The sequence below is a fragment of the Micromonospora sp. CA-263727 genome (genome assembly GCF_050942455.1).
In the GTDB taxonomy this organism is placed as follows: domain Bacteria; phylum Actinomycetota; class Actinomycetes; order Mycobacteriales; family Micromonosporaceae; genus Micromonospora.
In genome coordinates this window covers 3318266-3343023 of record NZ_CP192031.1, presented here as the reverse complement: position 1 = coordinate 3343023, position 24758 = coordinate 3318266, and the positions used below count along the sequence as shown (strand labels likewise).

General features: G+C 70.9%; 18 protein-coding genes and 1 pseudogene. 10 read left to right on the top strand and 9 right to left on the bottom strand.

The genetic code is table 11. The features are described from left to right. The first annotated feature begins 35 nt into the window (after positions 1-35). Positions 36-5510, top strand: coding sequence for a carboxyl transferase domain-containing protein (locus tag ACQPYA_RS14685; protein ID WP_433533146.1), 5475 nt, complete (start codon positions 36-38; stop codon positions 5508-5510). Here the strand turns inward: ACQPYA_RS14685 and ACQPYA_RS14680 are convergent. Next, positions 5481-5732 (bottom strand): winged helix-turn-helix transcriptional regulator, encoded by a 252-nt coding sequence (locus ACQPYA_RS14680; RefSeq protein WP_433533145.1) that lies wholly within the window; start codon positions 5730-5732, stop codon positions 5481-5483. The two genes, ACQPYA_RS14685 and ACQPYA_RS14680, sit on opposite strands and share 30 nt — an antisense overlap. 133 nt (positions 5733-5865) lie before the next feature. Here ACQPYA_RS14680 and ACQPYA_RS14675 point away from each other — a divergent pair, with 133 nt between their 5' ends. After that, positions 5866-6231 carry a DoxX family protein gene (locus tag ACQPYA_RS14675; RefSeq protein ID WP_433533144.1) on the top strand — a complete coding sequence of 122 codons (366 nt, stop codon included), beginning with the start codon at positions 5866-5868 and terminating at the stop codon, positions 6229-6231. Positions 6232-6247: 16 nt separating this feature from the next. On the opposite strand, the gene ACQPYA_RS14670 is transcribed toward ACQPYA_RS14675, so the two are convergent. Next, positions 6248-6997 carry a methyltransferase domain-containing protein gene (locus ACQPYA_RS14670; protein ID WP_433533143.1) on the bottom strand — a complete coding sequence of 250 codons (750 nt, stop codon included), beginning with the start codon at positions 6995-6997 and terminating at the stop codon, positions 6248-6250. Positions 6998-7114: 117 nt separating this feature from the next. Between ACQPYA_RS14670 and ACQPYA_RS14665 the strand changes: the two genes are divergently transcribed. Next, a complete protein-coding gene (locus tag ACQPYA_RS14665; protein ID WP_433533142.1) occupies positions 7115-8050 on the top strand; it encodes an AraC family transcriptional regulator in 936 nt (311 codons plus the stop codon). 18 nt (positions 8051-8068) lie between these two features. Here the strand turns inward: ACQPYA_RS14665 and ACQPYA_RS14660 are convergent, their stop codons facing one another. After that, a complete protein-coding gene (locus ACQPYA_RS14660; RefSeq protein WP_433533141.1) occupies positions 8069-8785 on the bottom strand; it encodes a TetR/AcrR family transcriptional regulator in 717 nt (238 codons plus the stop codon). A 113-nt stretch (positions 8786-8898) separates the two neighbouring features. On the opposite strand from ACQPYA_RS14660, the gene ACQPYA_RS14655 reads away from it, so the two are divergent. After that, positions 8899-9882 carry an NAD(P)-dependent alcohol dehydrogenase gene (locus ACQPYA_RS14655; protein WP_433533140.1) on the top strand — a complete coding sequence of 328 codons (984 nt, stop codon included), beginning with the start codon at positions 8899-8901 and terminating at the stop codon, positions 9880-9882. 139 nt (positions 9883-10021) lie between these two features. After that, a complete protein-coding gene (locus tag ACQPYA_RS14650) occupies positions 10022-11188 on the top strand; it encodes a serine hydrolase domain-containing protein (RefSeq protein ID WP_433533139.1) in 1167 nt (388 codons plus the stop codon). Between the two features lie 9 nt (positions 11189-11197). Here the strand turns inward: ACQPYA_RS14650 and ACQPYA_RS14645 are convergent, their stop codons facing one another. The 5 genes from ACQPYA_RS14645 to ACQPYA_RS14625 all read right to left on the bottom strand — a co-directional run bounded on the left by ACQPYA_RS14645 (position 11198) and on the right by ACQPYA_RS14625 (position 17876). Continuing rightward, positions 11198-12292 (bottom strand): ABC transporter ATP-binding protein, encoded by a 1095-nt coding sequence (locus ACQPYA_RS14645; protein WP_433533138.1) that lies wholly within the window; start codon positions 12290-12292, stop codon positions 11198-11200. Then, positions 12289-13110, bottom strand: a complete 822-nt coding sequence (locus tag ACQPYA_RS14640; protein ID WP_433533137.1) for an ABC transporter permease — start codon at positions 13108-13110, stop codon at positions 12289-12291. The genes ACQPYA_RS14645 and ACQPYA_RS14640 overlap by 4 nt, the downstream gene beginning before the upstream one ends. Continuing rightward, positions 13098-14024, bottom strand: coding sequence for an ABC transporter permease (locus tag ACQPYA_RS14635; protein ID WP_433533136.1), 927 nt, complete (start codon positions 14022-14024; stop codon positions 13098-13100). The genes ACQPYA_RS14640 and ACQPYA_RS14635 overlap by 13 nt, the downstream gene beginning before the upstream one ends. A gap of 7 nt (positions 14025-14031) precedes the next feature. Then, entirely contained in the window at positions 14032-15162 is a 1131-nt protein-coding gene (locus ACQPYA_RS14630; RefSeq protein ID WP_433533135.1) for an ABC transporter substrate-binding protein, read from the bottom strand. 254 nt (positions 15163-15416) lie between these two features. Beyond that, positions 15417-17876 (bottom strand): M14 family zinc carboxypeptidase, encoded by a 2460-nt coding sequence (locus tag ACQPYA_RS14625; RefSeq protein WP_433533134.1) that lies wholly within the window; start codon positions 17874-17876, stop codon positions 15417-15419. 749 nt (positions 17877-18625) lie between these two features. On the opposite strand from ACQPYA_RS14625, the pseudogene ACQPYA_RS14620 reads away from it, so the two are divergent. The 3 genes and pseudogenes from ACQPYA_RS14620 to ACQPYA_RS14610 all read left to right on the top strand — a co-directional run. Then, a pseudogene (locus ACQPYA_RS14620) lies at positions 18626-18715 on the top strand (XRE family transcriptional regulator); the annotation flags it as partial. 39 nt (positions 18716-18754) lie between these two features. Continuing rightward, positions 18755-19405 carry a class I SAM-dependent methyltransferase gene (locus tag ACQPYA_RS14615; protein ID WP_433533133.1) on the top strand — a complete coding sequence of 217 codons (651 nt, stop codon included), beginning with the start codon at positions 18755-18757 and terminating at the stop codon, positions 19403-19405. Between the two features lie 187 nt (positions 19406-19592). After that, positions 19593-20819 carry a trypsin-like serine peptidase gene (locus ACQPYA_RS14610; RefSeq protein WP_433533132.1) on the top strand — a complete coding sequence of 409 codons (1227 nt, stop codon included), beginning with the start codon at positions 19593-19595 and terminating at the stop codon, positions 20817-20819. Positions 20820-20933: 114 nt separating this feature from the next. On the opposite strand, the gene ACQPYA_RS14605 is transcribed toward ACQPYA_RS14610, so the two are convergent. Continuing rightward, on the bottom strand, positions 20934-22547 hold the full coding sequence (locus ACQPYA_RS14605; RefSeq protein WP_433533131.1) for a DHA2 family efflux MFS transporter permease subunit: 1614 nt from the start codon (positions 22545-22547) through the stop codon (positions 20934-20936). Between the two features lie 278 nt (positions 22548-22825). On the opposite strand from ACQPYA_RS14605, the gene ACQPYA_RS14600 reads away from it, so the two are divergent. Both ACQPYA_RS14600 and ACQPYA_RS14595 read left to right on the top strand, forming a co-directional pair. After that, positions 22826-23461: a hypothetical protein gene (locus tag ACQPYA_RS14600; protein ID WP_433533130.1), complete on the top strand. Its 636-nt coding sequence runs from the start codon at positions 22826-22828 to the stop codon at positions 23459-23461. A gap of 333 nt (positions 23462-23794) precedes the next feature. Beyond that, complete coding sequence (locus ACQPYA_RS14595) at positions 23795-24721, top strand: alpha/beta fold hydrolase (protein WP_433533129.1); 927 nt, start codon at positions 23795-23797, stop codon at positions 24719-24721. Positions 24722-24758: the final 37 nt, after the last annotated feature.

The following is a 24758-nucleotide window of genomic DNA, read 5'->3' as shown; positions in this document are numbered from 1 at the left end:
GCGTTCGTCGTTCGTCTACCAGAGGGGTCGGTCGGGTGTTCAGCCGTATCGCCATCGTCAACCGTGGTGAGGCCGCGATGCGGCTCATCCACGCGGTCCGAGAGCTGGCTGCGGAGACCGGTACGCGGATCGAGACCGTCGCCCTTTACACCGACGTCGACCGCACCGCCACCTTCGTGCGCGAGGCGGACATCGCCTACGACCTCGGTCCCGCCTCCACGCGCCCGTACCTCAACCTGACGGCGCTGGAACAGGCCCTGGTGGAGACCGGGGCCGACGCCGCGTGGGTCGGTTGGGGCTTCGTCGCCGAGGACCCGGCGTTCGCGGAGCTGTGCGACAAGATCGGAGTCACCTTCGTCGGGCCGAGCCCGGAGGCCATGCGCCAGCTCGGCGACAAGATCGGCGCGAAGCTGATCGCCGAGCAGGTCGGCGTGCCGGTCGCGCCGTGGAGCCGCGGCGCGGTCGAGACCCTGGACGCGGCCCTGGCGGCGGCGACCGAGATCGGCTACCCGCTGATGCTGAAGGCGACCGCGGGCGGCGGCGGGCGCGGCATCCGCGTGGTCACCAACGGCGCCGAGCTCGCCGACGCGTACGAGCGCACCAGCCAGGAGGCGGCGCGGGCCTTCGGCAGCGGCGTGGTGTTCCTGGAGCGCCTGGTCACCGGCGCCCGGCACGTCGAGGTGCAGGTGATCGCCGACGGTCAGGGCACCGCCTGGGCGCTCGGTGTCCGGGACTGTTCGGTGCAGCGGCGCAACCAGAAGGTCATCGAGGAGTCGGCGTCGCCGGTGCTCAGCGCGGAGCAGGCCGCCGAGCTCAAGACGTCGGCCGAGCGGCTGGCCGTCGCGGTCGGCTACCGGGGCGCGGCGACCGTCGAGTTCCTCTACCACCCGGGCGACCGCCTGTTCGCGTTCCTTGAGGTCAACACCCGGCTCCAGGTCGAGCATCCGATCACCGAGTCGACCACCGGGTTCGACCTGGTCAAGGCGCAGCTGCGGGTGGCCGCGGGCGGCCGGCTCACGGGCGAGCCGCCGGTGGAGCGCGGGCACGCCATCGAGGCCCGGCTCAACGCCGAGGACCCCGACCGCGACTTCGCGCCGGCCCCGGGCCGGATCACCCGGCTGGACCTGCCCGCCGGGCCGGGCATCCGGGTGGACACCGGCGTCAGCGAGGGCGACACCATCCCCGCCGACTTCGACTCGATGATCGCCAAGATCATCGCGTACGGTCACGACCGCGACGAGGCGCTCGGCCGGCTGCGTCGCGCGATGGCCGACACCACGGTGATCATCGAGGGCGGCGCGACGAACAAGAGCTTCGTGCTCGACCTGCTCGACCAGCCCGAGGTGATCGACGCCAGCGCGGACACCGGCTGGATCGACCGGGTCCGCGGCGCGGGCCGGCTCGTCGGGCACCGGCACTCCGGCGTCGCCCTGGCGGCTGCCGCCATCGAGGCGTACGAGGAGGACGAGCGCGTCGAGCGGGAGCGGCTGCTGGCGACGGCCTCCGGTGGACGCCCGCAGGTGCAGCACGCCAGCGGTCGCCCGTTGGACCTCAAGCTGCGCGGCATCGGCTACCGGATGCGGGTCGCACGGATCGGCGCGCACCGGTTCCGGGTCGGCATCGAGGCCGGCGGCGAACTGCACACCGTCGACGTCGAACTCGACCGCTTCGACCGGCACACCGGGCAGATCGTCGTGAACGGCGTCCGGTACCGCCTGCTCACCGGCACGCACGGGCCGATCCACCTGGTCGAGGTGGACGGCGTGACGCACCGGGTCAGCCGGGACGAGGGCGGCGTGCTGCGCTCGCCGATGCCCGCGCTGGTCGTCGCCACCCCGCTGGAGGTCGGCGCCGAGGTCGAGGCGGGCGCGCCGGTGCTGGTGCTGGAAGCCATGAAAATGGAGACGGTGCTGCGGGCGCCGTTCAAGGCACGGCTGAAGGAATGTGCCGTCTCGGTGGGCAACCAGGTGCAGGCCGGCGCCCCACTGCTGCGGCTGGAGCCGCTCGCCGACAAGGCCGACGAGGCGGCGGACGGACCGGCCGCCCCGGCCGTCGAGCTGGACCTGCCCACCGCACCCGAGCGGATCCCGGCCCGCCAGCGCACCCGACGCGGCCAGGAGGACCTGCGTGGTCTCCTGCTCGGCTTCGACGTCGACCCGCACGACGACCGCCGGGTGCTCGACGACTACCTGCTCGCCCGGCAGGCGGCCACCGAGGAGGGCCACCGGCCGCTGGCCGAGGAGCTCGACCTCGTCAACGTCTTCGCCGACCTCGCCGAGCTGAGCCGCAACCGGCCCACCGGCGAGGACGGCGGCGCCCACGTGCACAGCGCCCGCGAGTACTTCCACACCTACCTGCAGAGCCTCGACGTCGAACGGGCCGGACTGCCCAGCGGGTTCCAGGCCCGGCTCGCCCGGGCGCTCGGGCACTACGGGGTAGCCGAGCTGGAGCGCTCCCCCGAACTGGAAGCCGCCGTCTTCCGGGTCTTCCTCGCCCAGCAACGCGCCGCCGCCGACGCCACGGTCGTCGCGACGCTGCTGCGCGCCTGGCTGCGGGAGCCGCCGCCGGACGACACGCTGCGCGAGCCGGCCGGGCTCGCCCTGGAGCGGCTGGTCGCCGCCACCCAGGTCCGCTTCCCGGTGGTCGCCGACCTCGCGCGCGGCGTGGTGTTCGCCTGGTTCGCCCAGCCGCTGCTGCGCCGCAACCGCGCCCGCGTCTACGCCGAGGTCCGCAACCACCTGCGTCACCTGGACGCGCAGCCGGACACGCCGGACCGGGCCGAGCGGATCGCCGCCATGGTGCGCAGCACCGAGCCACTGGTCCGGCTGCTCGGCCAGCGGCTCGTCCGCGACCACCTCGACAACGCGGTCATGCTGGAGGTGCTGACCCGCCGTTACTACGGCAACAAGGCGATCGCCGGGGTCCGCACCCGCGCGGTGGCGGGCTGCACGTTCGTGGTCGCCGAACGGGCGGACTCCAGCCTGGTCTCCGCCGCGGTGAGCTTCGACGCGCTGGGCGGCGCGTTGCGCGGGCTCGCCGAGTTGGCGAACGGCGAGGAGACCGTCGACGCCGACATCTACCTCGCCTGGGAGAACCAGCCGGAGGACTTCGACGCGATGGCCGCCGCGCTGCGCGAGGTCATCAACGCGCACCCGCTGCCGCCGCAGGTGCAGCGGGTCACCACCACCGTCGCCGGTCGCGGCGGCGCGGTGATGCACCACCACTTCACGTTCCGCCCGGCCAGCACCGGGATGAGCGAGGAGCGGCTGATCCGCGGCCTGCACCCGTACATCGCGCAGCGGATGCAGCTGGAACGGCTGAGCGGATTCGACCTGACCCGGCTGCCGTCGGCCGACGAGGAGGTCTACCTCTTCCAGTGCGTGGCCCGGGAGAACCCCTCCGACCAGCGCCTCGTCGCGTTCGCGCAGGTGCGCGACCTGGCCGAGTTGCGCGAGCACGACGGCCGGCTGGTCGCGTTGCCGACCACCGAGGACACCGTCGCCGCCTGCCTCGACTCGATCCGCCGGGCACAGTCGCGGCGACCGTCGAAGACGCGCTTCAACACCAACCGGATCGTGATCTACGTCTGGCCGCCGAGCCACCTGACCCACGAGGAGATGGAGAATCTCGCCGCCCGGGTCCGGCCGACGACCGCGGGCGCCGGGCTGGAGGAGATCCTCTTCATCGCGCGGCAGCGCGACCACCGGACCGGCGAACTGATCAAGATCGCCGTACGGATCTCCTTCGACGCCACCGGCGGCGCGCAGCTGACCGTCGGCGAGCCCCCGGTCGAGCCGGTCGAGCCGCTCGACGACTACCGCCTGAAGGTGCTCCGCGCCAGCAGCCGCAACACGGTGTACCCGTACGAGCTGACCGGCCTGCTCGGCGACTTCGTCGAGCACGACCTCGACGACGATCACGTGCTGGTGCCGGTCGAGCGGCCGAAGGGGCAGAACAGCGCGGCGCTCGTCGCCGGCGTGGTCACCACGCCCACCTCGCGGCACCCGCAGGGCGTCACCCGGGTCGTGCTGCTCGGCGACCCCACCAAGTCGCTCGGCGCCCTGTCGGAGCCGGAGTGCCGGCGGGTGATCGCCGCGCTGGACCTGGCCGAGCGGATGCGGGTGCCGCTGGAGTGGTATGCGCTCTCCGCCGGCGCCCGGATCTCCATGAAGTCGGGCACGGAGAACATGGACTGGGTGGCGGCCGCGCTCAAGCGGATCGTCGAGTTCACCCAGGACGGCGGTGAGATCAACATCGTGGTCGCGGGCATCAACGTCGGCGCGCAGCCGTACTGGAACGCCGAGGCGACGATGCTCATGCACACCAAGGGCGTCCTGGTGATGACGCCGGACTCGGCGATGGTGCTCACCGGCAAGCAGTCGCTCGACTTCTCCGGTGGCGTCTCCGCCGAGGACAACTTCGGCATCGGCGGCTACGACCGGGTGATGGGCCCGAACGGACAGGCGCAGTACTGGGCGCCGAACCTGGCCGCCGCGCGGGACGTGCTGATGTCGCACTACGACCACACGTACGTCGCACCCGGCGAGGCGGCACCGCGGCGCGCGACCACCACCGACCCCACCGACCGCGACATCTCCGCCTTCCCGCACGCCGTGGCCGGCAGCGACTTCACCACCGTCGGCGAGATCTTCTCCGCCGGGGCCAACCCGGACCGCAAGAAGCCGTTCGACATCCGTACGGTGATGCGGGCGCTCTCCGACCAGGACCACCCGGTGCTGGAACGCTGGGCGGGCATGGCCGACGCGGAGACCGCGGTGGTACAGGACGTACACCTCGGCGGCATGCCGGTGTGTCTGCTCGGCATCGAGTCACGGACGGTGGCCCGGCGCGGCTTCCCGCCCACCGACGGCCCGGACACCTACACCGCGGGCACGCTCTTCCCGCGGTCGTCGAAGAAGGCCGCCCGGGCGATCAACGCGGCCAGCGGCAACCGACCGCTGGTGGTGTTGGCGAACCTGTCGGGCTTCGACGGCTCGCCCGAGTCGATGCGCAAGCTGCAACTGGAGTACGGCGCGGAGATCGGCCGGGCGATCGTGAACTTCCGCGGTCCCATCGTGTTCTGCGTGATCTCGCGGTACCACGGTGGCGCGTTCGTGGTCTTCTCGAAGGCGCTGAACCCCAACATGACCGTGCTGGCACTGGAAGGCTCCTTCGCCTCGGTGCTCGGCGGCGCTCCGGCCGCCGCGGTGGTGTTCTCCGGCGACGTCAACGCCCGCACCGCGGCCGACCCGCGGGTACGGGACCTGGAGGCCCGCGTCGTCGCCGCCGCCGGCGCCGACCGTGCCGCGTTGACCGCGGAACTCGACGAACTCCGCTCGTCGGTACGCGCGGAGAAGCTCGGCGAGGTGGCCACGGAGTTCGACCGCGTGCACAACATCCAACGCGCGGTCGAGGTCGGCTCCGTCGACGCCGTCATCCGCGCGGCCGAACTCCGGCCGCGCGTCATCGAGGCCATCGAGTCACACCTGGTCCGTGGCTTGGCGTCGTGAAGAGGTGCCGGTCTCCGCGCCACCCGGCACCGGGTAGGCCGCCCGGCTGGCCTCGATGTGCGGCACGTGCTCGATGGCCCAGCTGGCGAGGGCCAGCGCCGGCGGGATGAGGCTCTTGCCGGTGGGGGTCAGCGCGTACTCCACCCGTGGGGGCACCTGCGCGTACACCGTCCGGTCCACCAGGCCGTCGCGCTCAAGGTTCCGGAGGGTCAGTGTCAGCATGAGAACCCCCGCGTCCTACGCACATGCGTGTGCCTTTTGTAAGCCGCCCAATACTGACGCATGATGTGGCTACTTACTTCACGTAACCAACCATCGTGGCCGTCGCCACGCGCCCGTCACCGAGGAGCCCCTCGTGGAACTCGCCTACTGGATCATCGCTGTGCTGCTGGCCGTCTTCTACCTGTACGCCGGAGGCAAGAAGGCCGTGCAGAGCCGGGAGCAACTCCAGCCCATGATGGGTTGGGTCGACCGCACCCCCATGCCGTTGGTCAGGACCATCGGGATTCTGGAAATTCTCGGAGCGGCCGGCCTGATCCTGCCACCGCTGACCGGCATCACGCCCTGGCTCGCCGTCGTCGCGGCGATCGGCCTCGTCCTGATCCAGGTCGGTGGCATCACGGTCCACCTGTCCCGCAACGAGGCCCGGCAGATCGGACTCAACATCGCCCTCCTCGTCGCCGCCGCCGTGGCCGCCTGGCTGACCACCACCTGGCTCTGACCCCGTCGGGTGCAGCTCAGGGTCGGCTCGCCTGCACGAAGGTGAGCCGACCGAGCCGGTGATCGGCGTGCGCGACCTCGCGGGCGTCATCGAACCCGGCGTCGGCCAGGAGCGTCACGATGCCGTCGCCGTGGTTGCGGGCCACGACCGGGCTCTCCCCCACCCGGGTACGCATCAGGCGGGTCAGCTGCCGGAGGGCGTGGCCGGGGCGGTGGCCATGGCGGTGTGTCGGGTGCCCGGCGTGCTCGACGCGGGATGCCGGGCCACCGAAGTCGACGACCGTGACCCTTCCTCCCGGCCGAAGCGCCCGTAGCGCGTCGCGCGCGAACGCGATCCGACCGTCGTCATCGACGTGATGCAGGGCCAACGACGAGACCACATGGTCGAGCGAGGCATCCTCGGCGGGGATCCGGTCGGCAAATCCCTGAACGAGGGTGGGAGCGACGCCGCGGCGGCGCGCCTTGCGCGCCGCCCTGCGCAGGGCGTCTCCGTCGGGGTCCAGGCCGGTCACCCGCGCGCTCGGCTGGGCCGCGAGCACGGCGAAGAACAGGTTGCCCGTGCCACAGCCGACGTCGGCCACCGCCTGGGCGGGCTCGATGCCGGCGATCTTGACCACGCGTTCGTGCAGGGCACCGACGCCGGCAATCCGGGTGAAGAGGTCGTAGAACGGGAGAAGCCAGGTCTTTCCCGCGCCCGGCAGGAACGGGCGGTCCCGTTCCTGCGGGGTGCGCTGGTCGAGGATGCGTACGTGGGCCGAAGCTGCCATGGATGCCTCCTGTGCACGCGGTGGCGGTCTGCGTCGGTGGCCCCTGGCAGACCCGCTGTCGTCCTCGCCAAGTCTTGGATATTCTGCGGTTATCGAGCAGGACTTAACGTGGACGCCATGGGACATTCTTTGGCCATCGACTCACCGGGCGCCCCGTCGAGCCTGCGCACGGTGCGGCCCGACGGGACGCCGGTCTACCGCTACCGGCACCGCCCCGGCCAGCCCCCGGTCTCGGTGACCCGTTTCGACGCCGAAGCCGCCCACCCCAGCCTCCCGCCGGACCACCGGCACGCCCACGACTTCCTCGTCCTGGTCTATGTCGAGGAGGGCATGGGCTCGGTCACCGTCGACGGCGTCGAACGGCCGCTACGCGCTGGCGAGGTCCACGCCGTGTCACCCGGGCAGGTCATCGGCGTCGCCACCGCGACTGAGCTCGCCCGCGGCCGCGCGTGGTCGGTCGCGTTCACCCCGGACGCCGTACCCGCCCTGACCTCGGTCTCCCCACTGACCTGGACACACCATCCCCTGCTCGCCCTCTTCGCCGCCGGCGCGGGGCCCGGTCGGATCGCGGAGCCCGACCGGTCGGACTGGTCGGCGTGGCTGGCGGACCTGGCCGAGGAACTCGCCGACCCCGGCCGCCTCGGCGCCCGGGAGGCCGTCGCCGCACTGCTCACCCGGGTTCTGGTCGCCGCCGCGCGGCTGGCACCCGGCGCGCCGGCCACGCTGGATCCACTCGTCGAGCGGGTCTTCGCCGAGATCGAGACGACGTTTCGCGAACCGGTCTCCGCCGCGGATGTCGCCCGCACGCTCGGCTACACCCCGGGGCACCTCACGACCGTGCTCCGCCGGCGCACCGGACGCCCCCTGCTCGAATGGATCACCGAACGGCGCATGACCGAGGTCCGGCGGATGCTGCGCGAGACCGACCTGCCGCTCGACGCCGTGGCCGCCCGAACCGGTCTGCGCGACGCGACCTATCTCGTCCGCCGTTTCCGCGACCGTTACGGCACCACCCCACAGCGATGGCGCCGCGCCCAGCGGACGTGGTCCTGACGGCGATCATGCGCGGTCTCACCGGGGCCGGCGCGACGACGTCCAGTCCTGCCGGTGTAGCCGTTCGATGCCGTCCAGGAGCAGGTCCAGCGCGAACTCGAACTCGAACTGGTCGTCGCAGCCCGACCCGACCACCGACGCGTCGTCGTGGGACGCCGCCGTGGCGATCTCCGCAAGGTGCGGGAAGCGGGCGGCGACCTCCGGCGGCAGGGGCGCCGGCGGTTCCGGGGTGGTCATGCCGGACCGGCCGGCGTCCCGGGCGGCGTCGAACAACTCCTGGCTGAAGCCGAGGATCCGGCTGCCCATCGCGTGCATCACGTGGTGGGCGAGGTTGGCGGATAACCCGCCGGCCCGGATCGTCCCGACCATCGAGTCGAGGTAGGCGAGGAGGGCCGGCGTCGCCATGTTCCGCGATTCGATCGCCAGCGGCGCCCAGGGGTGGCGCAGCAGCACCTGCCGCGCGGAGAGGATGCGTTCGCGCACCGCATGCTTCCAGCCGGCCCCGGGCAGCAGCGGGTCGATCTCGCCGACGACCACGTCGATCATGCCGTCGAGCAGTTCGTCCTTGTTGGCCACGTGCTTGTAGAGGGCCATCGGCACGACGCCAAGATCCTGGGCGAGGTTGCGCATGCTGAGCGACTCGATCCCGGCCACGTCGGCGAGCGCGACGGCGGCACGCAGGATGCGGTCCCTGCTCAGTGGCGCCCGGCGCAGCACTTCAGCCTGCTCAGCCATGTCGTCCTCGTCTTCCGGTGGCGGTTGAAACGATAACCGCCTTGACAGGTGTACGGCGTACACCTACCGTTCTTTCCATAAGGTGTACGCCGTACACCCCGAGGGGAGGAAACGTGAAAGCGATCGTGCAGGACCGATACGGCCCACCGGAGACGCTCACGCTCGCCGACGTCGACGTGCCGGTGCCGGCCGACGACGAGGTGCTCGTGCGGGTCGAGGCCGCCGCGCTCAACGCGTACGACTGGCACATCATGCGGGGCGATCCCCGGATGGCGCGGTTGAGCATGGGCCGCTCGGGGCCCCGCGCGCGCATCCGTGGCCGCGACTTCGCCGGCCGGGTCGAGGCCGTCGGCAGCCACGTCGAACAGCTACGCCCCGGCGACGCCGTCTTCGGTGACCTCGGCGACGCCAACGGCGCATTCGCCGAGTACGTGTGCGTACCCGCGACGCAGGTCGCGCCGAAGCCGGCGAACCTGACGCCGCAACAGGCGGCGGCCCTGCCGCTGGCCGGCATCACCGCGCTCATGGGGCTACGCGACGTCGGCCAGGTCGAGCCGGGGCACCGCGTCCTCGTCAACGGCGCCTCCGGCGGCGTGGGCACCCTCGCCGTCCAGCTGGCCAAGGTGCTCGGCGCGACCGTGACCGGGGTGTGCAGCACCCGCAACGTCGACCTGGTCCGTTCCCTCGGCGCCGACCACGTCGTGGACTACACCCGCGACGACTTCACCCGCGACGACCGCCGCCACGACCTCGTGTTCGACCTGGTCGGCAACCGCTCCCTCACCGCCCTCCGGCGGGCGCTGACCCCGACCGGGACGCTGGTGCTCTCCGGCGGCGGGGTGTACCGGGGCGGCAGTCTCATCGGACCGGTCTGGCTGCTCGCGCGCGGGCGGCTGCTGGCACCCTTCGTACGACAGCGCATCCTCACCCTCGCCGCCGCGCCCAGCCGGCAACACCTCGACACGCTCCGCGCCCACGCCGAGGCCGGCCGGCTCACCCCGGTCATCGACCGGACCTATCCCCTGCCCGAGGTGCCCCAGGCCATCCGGTACCTCGAAGGTGAACACGCCCGGGCGAAGGTGGTCATCACCATCTGACGCGGCCGGCCCGGAACCCGACATGTTCTCGGGGGTCACCCGGAGCCGATCCGGGGGGTTCGCCGGATGAAAACGCATCGAGGGATTTCGTACGGTCGGGTTCCTGGTCATCACCCGTACCCGTTTGGAGGGGCATGACATGCGAGGACACCTCGGCCGATGGGGCCTGACCGTCGCGCTGGCGGGGACTCTGGTCGCCGCTGGCGCGGTGCCGGCGACCGCCGGGCCTTCCGACGACCACCGACGACTCCAGGTCGCGGTCGACGACCTGCGCGGCCTCGGCATCACCGGCGTCCAGGGGCTCACCCGGGTCGGCGGCACGACCACCCGCGCCCGAGCCGGCGTCGGCGACCTCGACCGGGGCACGCCCGTGCCGCTCGACGGGCACTTCCGGATGGGCAGCAACACCAAGACGTTCGTCTCCGTCGTGGTGCTGCAACTGGTCGGCGAACGGAAGCTGGCGCTGGACGACACCGTCGAGCGGTGGCTGCCGGGCGTGGTCACCGGCAACGGCAACGACGGCCGTCGGATCACCGTCCGTCACCTGCTCCAGCACACCAGCGGCATCTACAACTACACCAACGACATCCCCGCGCTGGGCTCCCACGACGGATATCTGGCGCACCGGTTCGACCACTACGACGCCGCCGATCTCGTCGCCCTGGCCATGAAGCACGAGCCTGGTTTCGCGCCCGGCACGCGGTGGGACTACTCCAACACCAACTACATCCTCGCCGGCATGCTCATCGAGCGGGTGACCGGCCGGCCGTGGGCCGCCGAGGTGGGTAGCCGGATCCTTCGACCTCTCGGGCTGCGACACACGTCCACGCCGGGCGACCGGCCGTTCCTGCCAACACCGCACGCCAAGGGCTACCAGCAGTGGGAGCCGGGTGGCGCGCTGACCGACACCACCCTGTTCAACCCGACCGTCGCCGGCGCGGCCGGCGACATGATCACCACGCCGACCGACCTGGCCCGCTTCTGGCAGGCACTGCAACGCGGTCAGCTACTCAAGCCCCGTCAGATGGCGCAGCTGCACGACACGGTGCTCGCCGACACGTTCCAGGACTTCCTCCCCGGAACGCGCTACGGGCTGGGCATCATGTACATCCCGAACCGGTGCGGCGGTTACTGGTCGCACGGCGGAGACGTGCCGGGCATGAGCACCGCCAACGGGGTCAGCCGGGACGGCGGGCGCGTGGCGGTGCTCTCCCTCACCACGCAGCTCGCCGACGAGCAGGCGGCGCTCGCCGTGTACGCACGCACCTTCCGGCTGATGGACGACGTGATCTGCGGCCCCAGGTAGGCGTCGCCGTCATCCGGCCCCGAGCGCCACCGGCGCCGGCCGCAGCCGGACCCAGACGGCGGTGCCCGGCGCAAGCTCCGCCAGCCGGCCACTGTCGACCTGCGCGACCACCAACTGGTCGTCGGGCAGGGCGACGGTGACCCGGCTGGTGGCACCGAGGAAGCTCGCCGCGAGCACCCGGCCCGAACCGGACTCTTCGGCCACCACCTCGACCGACTCCGGCCGGACCAGGGCGGTCACCGAGGTAGCCTCCGCCGGGGCAGCCGCCGGGTCGACCAGCGGCAGCCGGAAACCGAGCACCTCCACCTCGTTGCTCGCGACCCGGCCCGGCAGCCGGTTGCTCAGCCCCACGAAGTCCGCGACGAAGGCGCTGGCCGGTCGCAGGTAGACCTCGGCGGGGGGACCCAGCTGCGCCAGCTGCCCGGCGCGCATCACCCCGACCCGGTCGGCCACCGCGAGCGCCTCCTCCTGGTCGTGGGTGACGAAGAGGGTGGTGGTGCCGACCTCGATCTGGATCCGGCGGATCTCGTCGCGCAGCTGCACGCGCACCTTGGCGTCCAGCGCGGAGAGCGGCTCGTCGAGCAGCAGCACCCGGGGCCGGATGGCGAGCGCCCGGGCCAGCGCCACCCGCTGCTGCTGGCCGCCGGAGAGCTGGTGCGGGTACCGGTCGGCGTGCGATCCGATCCCCACCAGGTCGAGCATCTCGCCGGCGCGCTGGCGGCGCTCGGCCGCCGGCCGCCCGCGCAGCCGCAACCCGAACTCGACGTTCTCCCGCGCGGTCAGGTGCGGGAAGAGGCTGTACGCCTGGAACACCATGCCCATGTCCCGGCGGTTCGCCGGCACCGTCGTGACGTCGACGCCGTCGACCAGCACCTGGCCGCGGTCGGCGTCCTCCAGCCCGGCGAGCACCCGCAGCGCCGTCGTCTTACCGCATCCGGAGGGGCCGAGCAGGGCGACCAGTTCGCCCGGGGCGAGGTCGAGGTCGAGCCCGTCGAGCGCCGGGACCGAACCGAACCGACGGTGCAGCCCGTGCAGCCGTACCGCTGCGCCGTGCCGGTCGCCCCGGTCCGCGCGGGTGGTGCGGACATCAGTGGTTCCGGTCATGTGAGCTCCTTGGTGGCGGCCCGCCGACCGCGCCCGACGAGGGAGAGCAGCAACAGCAGCACGAAGGCGAGCAGCAGCGCCGCCAGCGACACCGCCACCGACATCGTGGCGCTGCTCTTGCCGAGCAGGTTGATGGCGACCTGCAAATTGACCCGGCTGAGCAGGGAGGCGATGGTGAACTCGCCGAGCACGAGCGCGACGGTGAGGAACGCGGCGGAGAGCACCGCCGAGTGGATGTTGGGCAGCACCACCCGCCACATCACCGTCGCCCAGCCCGCCCCGAGGCTCCGCGCCGCCTCGGACAACGTGCGTACGTCGATCGCGGAGAGCCCGGCGTCGAGCGCCCGGTAGGCGTAGGGCAGCACGAGGACGGTGTAGGCGAAGGTGAGGGTGAGCGGGGAGCCGCCGAGGAAGTAGGTGACCCAGGCGTACACCGGGGCGAGGCCGACCACCAGCACGATCGCCGGGATCGTCAGCGGGAGCAAACAGACGAACTCCACCAGCCGGTGCAGTCGCGGCAGGCGCAGCCGCACCCAGATCACGGTGGGCACCAGCAGCACCAGCATGAGCAGCACGGTGAGCACGACCAGCCCGAACGAGGCGGCGATGCCGGCCCACAGGTCGGGGTAGGTCTCGCCGAGCCGGGGCAGGTCGATCAGCAGCCGCCAGGTGTCCAGCGTCAGCGTGCCGCCGGCGCCCCGGGTGGTGAACTCCACCATGGCCAGCAGCGGCAGGAGGAAGAAGACGCCGAGCCCGGTCAGGATCGTCCAGCGCAGCACGCGTTGGCGGCGGACCCGCCGGCGGATCACCCCAGCCATCGCGCGGTCCTGCGTTGCAGCAGGGCGTAGAGCCCCATGACCACGGCGACGACCAGCACCATGCCCAGCGCCATCGCCTTGCCGAGGTTCTGCTGCCCCAGTACGACCTCGCTGGTCAGCGCGCTGCGGATCTGCAACGGCGCGATCGGGCTGCCCTGGCTGACCAGGGCGGCGGCGGTCGCGTACGCCGAGAACGCGTTGGCGAACAGCAGCAGCGTCGCGCCCAGGAACGCCGGGGCGAGCAGCGGTCCGCCGACCATCCGCCAGTACTGCCAGGTCGAGCCGCCGAGGCTGTCGGTCGCCTCCCGCCACTGCGGACGGATGCCGTCCAACGCGGGCAGGAAGACGATGACCATCAACGGCACCTGGAAGTAGGTGTAGACCAGCGCGAGACCGGGCAGGTCGAACAGCCACACACCGCCGGAGTAGATGTCGACGCCGATCCGGTCCCGCAGGAAGACCGTGACGAAACCGCTGAGCCCGAGGGTGGCGATGAACGCGAAGGCGAGGGTCACCCCGCCGAACTGGGCGAGCACTCCGCACGCCGCGCTGACCAGCCGCCGCAGCAGGCCGCCCTCGGGGACCGTGACCAGGGCGTACGCGAGCAGGCCACCGAGGACCGCGCCGATCACGGCGGTGCCGGCGGAGAGCACGATGCTGCGCATGAAGGCGTTGACGACGTAGCCGTCGCTCAGCGCCGTCAGGTTGTCGAGCGTGAGGCCGCCGTCGTCGCTGGTGACCGCGCCGGCCACCACCACGAGGGTCGGGATGGCGAGGAAGACCGCGATGAAGGCGAAGAACGGGACGACGCCGAGCAGGCTGCGACCGCGACGCGACAGTGGGCCTCGCCCACGGCGGGGGCGGACCCCGGGCGCGTCGGCCGCGGGGTCCGCCGGGTGGGTCAGGGTGCTCATCGGGTGATCAGCCGATGACCTTCGCCCAGTTCGCCGCGAGGTGTTCCTTGGCCTGGGTGGTCTGCGCCTCGGTCAGGAACACCGGGGTGCCGGTGGCGGCCGGCAGCTCGCCGTACGCGGTCTGGTCGATGGTCCCGGCCTTCTGCATGGCCTCGGCCCGCACCGGCCGCGCGCCGCCGGCGAGCCAGAGGTTCTGGCCCTCGTCGGAGTAGAGGAACTCCTGCCAGAGCCGGGCTGCGGCGGGGTGCGGCGCGTCGATGTTGATCGCCTGGACGTAGTACGAGCCGAGCACCGCGTTGGCCGGCACGACCGTCTTCCAGTCGAGCTTGCCCGCCAGCTTCTTGCCCTGCGCGACGTTGAGGTAGTCCCAGTCGATGACCACCGGGGTCTGGCCGGACTCGATGGTGGCCGGCGTCGGGTCCACCGGCAGGAAGTTGCCGGCCTTCTTCAACTGCCCGAAGAAGTCGACGCCCTTGGCGATGTCGTCGGCGGAGCCGCCGTTGCCCAGCGCCGCCATGACCACGCCGTTGAACGCCGCGCCGGCCTGCGTCGGGTCGCCGTTGAGCGCGACCTTGCCCTTGTACTCCGGCTTGAGCAGGTCGGTGATGCTCTGCGGGGCGGGGACCTTCGCCGCGTCGTACCCGATCGACATGTAGCCGCCGTAGTCGTTGATCCAGGCGCCGTTCGCCTCCTTGAGCGCGTCGGGCACGTCGTCCCAGGTCGCGACCTTGTACGGGGCGAACTTCGCCACGTTGGCGAGCGCGACGGCGGCGCCGAGGTCGAAGACGTCCGGCGCGTTGGCCTGGCCCTTGAGCTGATCGGCCGCGTTGATCTCCTCCTGGCTGGAGGCGTCCGGCTGAGCCGAGTTGACCTTGATGCCGTACTTGTCGGAGAAGGTCTTGATGATCTCGCCGTAGTTGGCCCAGTCCGGCGGCAGCGCGATGACGTTGAGCTGCCCCTCCTTCTTGGCCGCGGCGATGAGCCCGTCCATCCCGCCGAAGTCGGCGGCACCGGTGGCCGTGGCCGCCTCGCCGGCCCGCGCGCCGGTGTCCTCCGGCGGGGCACAGGCGGCGACCACCAGTAGCAGGGTGGACGCTGCCGCCAGGGCAGCGCCGCTGCGGGCAACCGAGATGCGCACGCTTCCTCCTTCTCACCGGCCCGCGACGGGCCGGAACGCAGATGTGGCGGTCCGGCGGCTGCCCGACCGGAACCGGCACCATGATGCCGGCCGCAGGGAAAGGAAATCGCTGGCGAGAACAACGCAGGATGAACGTCCCGCGCCAGGCAGCGGAACGATGCGAGGCTCCCGGCCACGATCCCGGACATCCGGTACGAAGGCACGCGCCGCTCGCACTGACGAGGCAATGACCAGCGGGCGGGTGCTGGTGCCGGCTACCGGGTGACCTTGATCGTCGCCTTTCGGTAGTTGTTGCGCCGGTCCTTCTTCGACGGGTCGTAGTTCTGCTCGATGTTGCCCGCCGTGTCGACCGAGAACCAGTGGAACGTCGTCGTCTCGGTCACGTGGAACACCTGGCCCGGCTCCCGGAACTCGGTCGCCGCGTAGCGTGGCGAGTCGAAGGTGGGCCGGCTGCCGTCCGTCGTGTAGTAGATGGTGGCCGGCTCGCTCGACTCGAAACGCACGTCGACCGGCCCGGAGTACTTTCCGCCGCCGGGCACCAGCCAGGACGTCGGCTTCTTCTTGTCCTTGCCCCACTCCGCCGCGATCCGGAACATCTCCATGATGCCGTTGGCGTACTCCATCGTCTCGGCGTGGCCGCTGACCAGGTCGGGGTTGCCCACCCACGCCGGCTGGAACGACCCGCCCTGCCAGTTGCCGGTGGCCGGGTTGTAGACCGACCCGCCGACCTCCCAGCCGAAGGCGTAGATCCCGTAGGTGTGGTACATGTCCTCGCGCACGTTGCCCGCGGAGGAGTAGAGCACGTCCGACGAGCCGCCCACGTTCTCCGGCGTGACGACGGTCTCCCGGTGCGCCTTGACCTGCGACAGGATCCGGGCGGCCGACTGCCAGTAGAACAACTCGTCGCGCAGCGGCGGGCGGGGCGTGGTGATCCGCCCGTCCGCGATGTACGCGCCGGGCTGCCAGAACAGCTGGCCGCCGTTGGAGTGCACCGACATCATGAACTTGATGTTCCGGTACCTCTCGACCAGCCAGATGATGTTTTTCGACTCCGGCTCGGAGAGCTTCTCCGGCCCCTGGTACGTGTCGCTGACGCAGCTGTTCGACCCGCCCGCGTAGCCGTCGTGCGCCGACCCGACCCGGTAGTTGCGGTTCAGGTCGACGCCCCACGAGTTGCGCCGGTCCGGATCGGCGTTCTCGTCCGGGCAGTGGTTCGTCAGGTTCCGGCGCTGCGAGGCGAAGTTGTAGAAGCTGTAGTTCGCGCCGTCGGGGTTGTTGGACAGGATGAGGAAGATGTCGGTGTCGTTGACGATCTTCTTCGTCTCCTTGTCCGACTTGTAGTTGCGGACCAGACGCTCGGCCGTCTCCAGCGTGGTCGTCGCCGGCACCCACTCGCGGGCATGGTCCTGGGCCTGGATCAGCACACCGGGCTTCTTGCCGTCGCGGTGCTTGCCGATCCGCAGGACCGGGATGGTGGCCGGGCCACGCGGCACCTCACCCTCCGGCGCACCCACCCGCTTCTGGTCGAGGAAGTCGGTGAGCGCAACGGGCGTCGACGCCTGGACGATGCCGGTGCCCGCGTTGGTCCGGTACGGGTGCGCCCGGTCGATCAGGCCGCCGGACTGCGTCCTGAGTGCCTCCGCCACCTGTGCCGCGGTGCTGGCGAGCGCTCCGGAGGCGTTCTTCGCGAGCAGGACGCGCACCGCCGTGCCGTCGACCTCGACCGCGAGTGGGAGATCCGCCCCCGGCCGGTTCACGAACTCGACGGTGAGGTCGTTGCCGCCCTCGTGGCCCCACGCCGCCGAGCTGACCACGACCGCGGCCTGCCCGGTACCGCCGATCGTGGCCTGCGCCTTGCGCTGGTAGCCGTTCGTCCGGTGCGGCAGGTAGACGATCTGGGCGATGTCCGGGTACTGGCGGGCGATCTCCTCGGCCCGGCGGTAGAGCTGCTGCGGATGCTTGTAGCCGTCGACGAAGTCCCACTTGTAGGCCGGGTCCGCCGTCAGCGGCGGCGCACCCTCCTCCAGCCAGTTGGAGACGAAGCCCGTGGCGACACCGCCGGTCGAGCTGGTGACCTGGATCTGGTTCGGGCGTGCGTCCAGCTTGAAGAGGTTCCGGTGGAACATGTACTGACCAGAGTCGACGAACCGGCTCATCGTCCGGGCAAAACCGAACGGGGTGCCCGCGCCCAGGTCGTTTTCGAGCTGCATCGTGACGATCGGGTTCGTCTGCTGCCCCTCGGTGGTCCGCGCCTCGACGTAGAGGAAGCCCTGGCCCTTCGTGGTGAACCAGTCGGCGCGGGCGATCCGTACCGTCTTCTCGTGGCTGAACGTCTGGACGGCCCGCCCGTCGAGCGCCCGGATGCCACCGTCGGCCTCCTCGCTCCAGGCGAAGCCCTCGTCGTCGTCGAGGATCTCGACGCCCATCGCCTCAAGTTCGGCGATCTGCTCGGCGGTCACCACCGCCTCGCCCTCGATCCCGTCCGGCACCCGGGTGAGACCGTGCTCGATGTCGAAGCCGGCGGCGACGACCGCGTCCAGCATGTCGGCCCCGGTCAGCTGGATGCGTACCAGCTCCGGGTCATCGGAATGCGCGCGCACCGGACCCGGCGGGGCGGTCGACCCCGTGGGCTCCGCGCCGGCCGGCGCCATGAGGGTGCTCCCCACCAGGGCGGGCACTACGAGAAGCGCGATGCGCAGTTGTGTGCGTCGCATACTCCCCTCCTTCTGCTCGTGGCGTTACGCCCGCACCCACCGGGAGTCCACAGTGTCATTGCACATGTTATATATCGACAGAGGTCATCAGTGCACCCGTCTGTGCCGGCAGACCTGTACCTCGGCCGGCAGGTCGCAGCCGCCACAGCTCCAGATCGGCAGGACCGGGCCGTGGGTAGTCACCGCACACCGCCCAGAAACCGGACGACGCTCGCGCGAGCCTGCCGGCTGGTCGCCCACTCCACCTGCCAACACGGGTACGGACCACCACGCCCGACAACCGACACACAAGCCGTCCAGCCCTCGAACGTGCACCGCGAGGATCACCCGCTCCGATCCGCCGCTCACTGCTCAACCGCCTGCGGCCAGTGCCCGCGATTGATCGGTATCCGGTGCCGGGCACGGCACGGCAGATCGGCTCCGCACCGGCAGACGCGCCGCCACCGCCGCCCACGTCCAGGCCAACCACGGCCTACCGGTTGTACGCGCGTGTGCTTCAGTCCGTGCAAGGTCACGCTCGATCCGTGATCGAGTGGCATCGAAGCCCCGAGATGACCAGTCGATCCTGGATCCAGTGCGATCGACCGCCCACGGTGTCAGGTTCGCCAACCACCTCCACCGAGGTGACTTCTGCCCACAGCCACGATTTCACTGAGACATAAACATTTCGGTGTGAAATCACGGCCGTCGGACAGCGGACACACCACATCACCACCGCCCGCTCATGCCCCAGACCGAGCGCTACCGGGGGCGTCCGGTACCACGGCGCGATCCAACTCCTCGCCGAGCCCGCAGGTCGACGGATGGCCGGAAGGTGGGTCGGGTTCCGCGCGGTAGATTCGCCGCCACAGAGGTCTCGACGAGAGGGTTGACGGGGAATGGATGCCAGGACCGAGGAGTTGCGGGACGCGCACGACGTGCTCTCGGAGTGGTACGCGAAGAACCTGGTCGGGGCCCTGGAGAGCATGCCGGTCGAGCGGGCGATGCTCGACCTCTTCGCCGAGATGACCTTGGCCGTGGGCACGGAGGTCGCCGACGTGGGCTGCGGCACCGGGCGGCTTCTCCCGTACCTCGCGGGCCGGGGTCTGTCGCCACGCGGGGTGGATCTCTCGCCCGGGATGGTCGACGTGGCGCGGCGAGAGCACCCGGGCTTCGCGTACGAGGTCGCCGACCTGCGCGAGCTGCCGTTCGAGGACGGTTCGCTGGCCGGGGTGGTGTGCTGGTTCTCGTTGATCTTCCTCGCGCCGGACGCCAGGGAGCGCGCCTTCGCCGAACTCGCTCGGGTCGTCAAGCCGGGTGGCTACCTGGTGACGGCCTTCAAGCACGGCGACGGCACCCTGCGTCGGAACGGCCCCAGCACGACTCTCGGTGTCGACTTCGACCGGTACTGGCTCTCCGCCGCGGAGATGGCGGAACGCTTCGCCGCCGCCGGTCTCGCCCTGGTCTTCCAGGGCAACGTCCCATCCGAAGGGGCGACGCCCCCGTACGGATACATGCTGGTCCGCAAGACCGATGTGGGGAGCGCGTAGCGACAGCGGCGCAGCGGTGAACTCGCGGCGAGCCGGTCGGGTCGGCTGGCCCGGTCGCGGTACGTCGCCCAGGACATCTCGCGCTCGCGCAACGACAGCGGACATTGATTGTCTTGCATGTGTTGCTCGGGCTCGTGTATGAAGACTTAGGACTCGTTAAGGTTCTGGTTCCTGGGGAGGAGCGACGATGAAACATGCCCTGCGACGTTTGCGCACGGTGGCGGTCACGCTCGGCGCCTGCACACTTGGGCTGAGCCTGCTGTCAGCGCCCGCCGAGGCGTACTCGGTTCAGCCTCTCACGCCGCACTCGGAGCGGGCGCCCGAGTCGGACCAGTTCGTGGCCGAGGGCGTGACGACCGTCGGTGAGCTGCGCACCGTCGACGGCGCGTTGTCGTACGCCCGCAACGGCCGGACCCAGGTCATCCGGCATCCCGGCGCGACGTACGTCAAGGTGCACTTCGGCGAGCTGCGACTGGCCCCCGGCGAGTACGTCACCGTGTCCAGCCCGGACGGCCGGGAGAGCTACCGGTACGACCGCCACCTGAACCGCGCGACCGGCTCGGACTACACCACCGACGGGCAGGCGGGCTTCTGGGCGATGTCGGTGGAGGGTGACACGGCAGTGGTGACGCTGCACAGCAGCCGCTCCTCCGGTGGCGGCGTCGCGACCATCGACCGCTTCTGGCGCGGCTACGACCGCACGGAGATCAACGAGTACAACTTCTCCATCCAGTCCGTATGTAGCACCGACGCCCGCCGCGACGTGGTCTGCTACCAGAGCAGCCACCCCACCGAGTTTGCCCGCAGCAACGCGGTGGCGCGGCTACTGATCAGCGGCGGCGGCATGTGCACCACCTGGCGGGTCGGCAACACCAACCGCATGCTGACCAACAAGCACTGCTTCTCGACGCAGGCCGCGGTCAGCGGCAGCGAGATGCAGTTCAACTACCAGTGCGCCAGCTGTGGCGGCGCGAACCCCGGCGCCGGCACCAAGGTCAGCGGCGCCACGCTCTACCGGGTGAGCAGTGGCGGCTCCAACCAGTTGGACTACACCCTGTACTCGGTGAACAACTTCGCCGCCATCCAGGGCTTCGGCACGCTCTACCTGGCGACGACCGCCACCACCACCGGCACTCAGATGTACATCCCCGGGCACGGCGACGGCAGCCCGAAGCGCCTGTCGATCTTCGAGGACACCCAGAACGGCGCGAGATGCACCGTACGGAACGCGAACTACAACACCTGGAACATCAGCTACAGCTGTGACACCTCCGGTGGCAACTCGGGCTCACCGGTGCTGAACAGCAGCCATCGGGTGATCGCCCTGCACCACCTCGGCGGCTGCCCGTCCAACCAGGGCGCGAAGGCACACCTCATCTACAACGAGATCGCCAGCCTGATCGACAACGGCTGACCACGGCGGGCCGTGCGGGGGGGTGTGCTCGCTCCCCGCACGGCTCACCGGTTGACCACCCGCCTTGCCGTCGGGGCCGCCCGGAGGTGTCCGGCGGCCCCGACGGGTGGCGTCTCAGTGAACGACGACCGGCGTCCTCGGCTGGTCTCCGGGCTGCTCCCCCGGCTGGTCGTCGAGCAGGTGCGAGCGCTCCCGTCGGCGGGGCAGGAACGCGGCCGGGATGAGCGTCAGCAGGGCCAGCGCGAACGCCACCCAGAAGGTGGTGGCGAAGGCGTTGGCGGCGAAGTCGAGCCCGCGCTCGATCAGCGACGGCTCGACCGGGAACTGTTGGAGCAGCTCCGGCCGCTGCTGCGCGGCGATGGCCAGCCCGGCCTCGCTGAGCGGCCGGCCACTCGGGTCGGTCGCGCCGGGGATCGGCTGGGACGCGTTCAGCTCGTTGGTGAGGATCACCGACATCATCGCCGCACCGACGGAGCCGCCGATCTGCTGGAGGATGTTCACCAGCGTGGAGCCGCGGGCCACCTCGTGGCCGGTCAGGGTCTTCAGCGCCGAGGTCATGATCGGCATCATGGTGCCGCCCATGCCCAGGCCCATCACGAACAGCGCGCCGCAGAGCACCAGGTACGAGGTGTCCGCGTCGACCTGGGTGAAGGTGAAGAACCCGCCGATGATCAGCAGCAGCGCGAACGGCACCGTTCGGCCGACCGGCACCTTGTCGGCCAGCACGCCGGCGATCGGCATGGTGAGCATCGCGCCGATGCCCTGCGGCGCGATCAGCAGGCCGGCGGCGAGCGTCGACTCGCCGCGCACCTGGAGGAAGTAGCTCGGGAAGAGCAGGCCGGCCCCCATGAACGCGATGATGAAGACGAACATCGTCACCGCCGCGATGGTCAGCCGGCGATTGCGGAACAGCCGCAGGTCCAGCAGCGGGTGCCGGGGCCGGAAGGAGTAGAGCACGAACGACACCACCAGCGCGGCGCCGATCAGCATGGGCACCCAGACCCCGGAGTCGGCGAAGGTGCCGGCCTCGGGCAGCGAGGAGACGCCGTACAGGAACAGGGCGAGCCCCGGCGAGAGCATCAGCATGCCGAAGAAGTCGAACGACTCCGACGGCTCGGGGCTGTCCTTCGGCAGCGCCAGCTGCGCGTAGACCAGCGCGATGACGCCGATCGGCAGGTTGATCAGGAAGATCCAGTGCCAGCTCGCCACGTCGATCAGCCAGCCGCCGAGGATCGGGCCGCCGATCGGGCCGAGCAGCATCGGGATGCCGAGGACGGCCATCAACCGGCCGATCCGGTGCGGCCCGGCGGCCCGCGTCATGATCGTCATGCCGAGCGGCATGAGCATGCCGCCGCCGAGGCCCTGCAACACGCGGTACGCGATCAGCTGCCCGATGGTGTCGGCGCTGGCGCAGAGGCCGGACCCGATCGTGAAGAGCGCGAGGGCGACCATGTAGAGGCGCTTGGTGCCGAACCGGTCGGCGGCCCAGCCGCTGAGCGGGATGACCGTGGCCAGCGCGAGCGTGTAGGCGGTCATCGTCCACGCGACGCGGGCGTAGGAGACGCCGAACTCGTTCTGGAAGGTCGGCAGCGCGACGCTGACGACCGTCACGTCGAGAATCGACATGATCGCGCCGAGCACGACGACGCCCGCCACCTTGAGAACCGCGGCGTCGAGCTTGTCCGATGTCGCGACCGGCTGTGGTGTCGCGACAGGTTGCTGTGTCACGAAGACTCCTGAACTGGAAATTGGCCCGGTGAGCGGTGGCGGCATCCTGCCCGCCGGGGCGCTGTGACAGGGAGGAGGGCGAGGCCCGCAGCGCAGATTAGCTCCCGTGCCCGACAATCCGCCCCCGGATTAGCGATCGGCAGACGGTCCGGTCACGTGTTCCTCGTCACTGGCGCCACTCCCCCGCCGGACCCGCCGGGCCGCCGTGTTCCGGCCGGTCCCGACGGATGCCCGCATGGCAGACTGGCCACCCGGGCCGGCTTCGATGGGAGCGTGACGTGACGGCGGCCGTGATCACAGCCAGCGCAAGCATCGTGGTCGCCGTGCTGGTCTTCGTGCTCAACCAGCGTGCCCAGGTGCGGGCCGAGCGCCGGCGCGTCCGGCTGGACCGGGTCGCCAGCCAGCTGCGTGACCTCTACGGCCCGCTGCACGCCCTTGTCGATGTCAACGAACGCCTCTGGCAGGCCCTCCGGGACACCGGCCTCCCCGGCGACGCGGAGCGCAGATCCGATGGTGGCCTCACGCAGGCGCAGCAGGAACAGTGGACGCGTTGGCTCCAGCACGGCCTGATGCCGGCAAACGTCAAGATGCGCGATCTCATCCTCGACCACGCCGACCTGGTGATCGAGGCCGGCATGCCGGAACCGCTACGCGCCTTCTGCGCCCACGTCGCCGCCTACGAGGTGCTGCTCTCCAGCCGGGGAGCGGACGCCGGTGACGGGGGGCCGGCCCTGATCGGGCACCCCGGCGCGCCGTACGTCGACTACGTTCGGCGCTCGTTTGACGCGTTGAAGCTCGAACATCACCGGCTGACGGCGACGGAACGCGGCCCGCAACCAACGACACCCGATTTGCCAGGACGGCGCGGCAAGATACGTTATGCCCGATTGTCCAAAAGGCGTATCAGAAGATGACCCCGGCACCTGCCGTCGGGGCGAGAATCCGCCGGTCACGGGCCTGGCTCGGCGCATCGCCGCCATGCGGGCAGAGCGCGGAGCATGCTCCGGTGATCCACCCGGCGAGGGATGGAGTTGCTGCTCAAACAGCAACAAAGGTCATCATCGTGCCCGCCCGACGGGCTCCGTCAGGTATCGCCGACTTGCTGGTGTCCCTGCCTGGATAGGCGATACGCTGAGTTCTTCAGGGATCAGCCCCATCGCAATCGACGGGGGAGCCTCAGCCGAGGCGGTGTGTGCTGGTGCGCCCACCGACGCCGCCTTCCAGGAGGTTCGACGGGAGGGCACAGGGTGTCACAGGAACGGCCGACTGAGTGGGACGTCCCACTGGACGACCGGACCCTCGCCGTCGAGACATCGGGTAAAGCGGACGGTTTTCCCGTCTTCCTGATGCACGGGATGCCCGGCAGCCGCAGCGGCCCGAAGCCCCGGAGCATGATCCTGCATCTGCTCGGCATCCGGCTGATCTGCTACGACCGGCCCGGCTACGGCAGGTCCACCCGCCGTCAGGGCCGCCGCGTGGTCGATGCCGCGCTGGACGTACAGGCCATCGCCGACCGCCTTGAGCTGGAGAAGTTCGCTGTCGTCGGCCGCTCCGGTGGCGGGCCGCACGCCCTCGCCTGCGCCGCCAGTGACCTCTTCACCGACCGGCTGACCCGGGTCGCGGTCCTGGTCTCCCCGGCCCCCATCGACGCACCCGGGCTGGACTGGTACGCCGGCATGGCTCCCTCCAACATCGAGGCCTACCGGGAGGCGACCTCCGACCGGCGCCGGCTGATCGAATCGCTGACCCTCCGGGCCGACCGCACCCGGCAGGACCCGGCGAGCGTGGTCAGCTTCATCGACGGCGAGTTGAGCCCCGCCGACCGCAACGTGGTCGAGGACGTCGCACTGCGCCGCCTGCTGACCGAGAGCTACGCCGAGGCGGTGCGGTTCGGCGCTGACGGGTGGATCGACGACGCGCTGGCGCTCAGCCAGGACTGGGGCTTCGACCCGTCGTCGATCAAGGTGCCGGTCCGGCTCTGGCACGGCGCGGAGGACGCCTTCTCGCCGGTTGCCCACACCCGCTGGCTCAAGTCGCAGATCCCGCACGCCGAGTTCGAGGAGCAGCCCGGGGTGGGGCATTTCGCCGCCATGCAGATCCTGCCGGACATCCTCGCCTGGCTCGCCACCCCCCTGCCGGAGCTGGTCGACGTCCGCCCGGGCGGCCGGGTCTGACCCGACCACCCGGTGCTCCGACGTGCCGCCGGCATCG

Bases quoted from the DNA above. Each gene is read 5' to 3' on its own strand.
- ACQPYA_RS14670 (WP_433533143.1), bottom strand. From the start codon at position 6,997: ATGGCAGCTTCGGCCCACGTACGCATCCTCGACCAGCGCACCCCGCAG.
- ACQPYA_RS14660 (WP_433533141.1), bottom strand. From the start codon at position 8,785: ATGGCTGAGCAGGCTGAAGTGCTGCGCCGGGCGCCACTGAGCAGGGAC.
- ACQPYA_RS14640 (WP_433533137.1), bottom strand. From the start codon at position 13,110: ATGGCTGGGGTGATCCGCCGGCGGGTCCGCCGCCAACGCGTGCTGCGC.
- ACQPYA_RS14650 (WP_433533139.1), top strand. From the start codon at position 10,022: ATGCGAGGACACCTCGGCCGATGGGGCCTGACCGTCGCGCTGGCGGGG.
- ACQPYA_RS14635 (WP_433533136.1), bottom strand. From the start codon at position 14,024: ATGAGCACCCTGACCCACCCGGCGGACCCCGCGGCCGACGCGCCCGGG.
- ACQPYA_RS14625 (WP_433533134.1), bottom strand. From the start codon at position 17,876: ATGCGACGCACACAACTGCGCATCGCGCTTCTCGTAGTGCCCGCCCTG.
- ACQPYA_RS14680 (WP_433533145.1), bottom strand. From the start codon at position 5,732: ATGCTGACACTGACCCTCCGGAACCTTGAGCGCGACGGCCTGGTGGAC.
- ACQPYA_RS14645 (WP_433533138.1), bottom strand. From the start codon at position 12,292: ATGACCGGAACCACTGATGTCCGCACCACCCGCGCGGACCGGGGCGAC.
- ACQPYA_RS14610 (WP_433533132.1), top strand. From the start codon at position 19,593: ATGAAACATGCCCTGCGACGTTTGCGCACGGTGGCGGTCACGCTCGGC.
- ACQPYA_RS14665 (WP_433533142.1), top strand. From the start codon at position 7,115: ATGGGACATTCTTTGGCCATCGACTCACCGGGCGCCCCGTCGAGCCTG.
- ACQPYA_RS14615 (WP_433533133.1), top strand. From the start codon at position 18,755: ATGGATGCCAGGACCGAGGAGTTGCGGGACGCGCACGACGTGCTCTCG.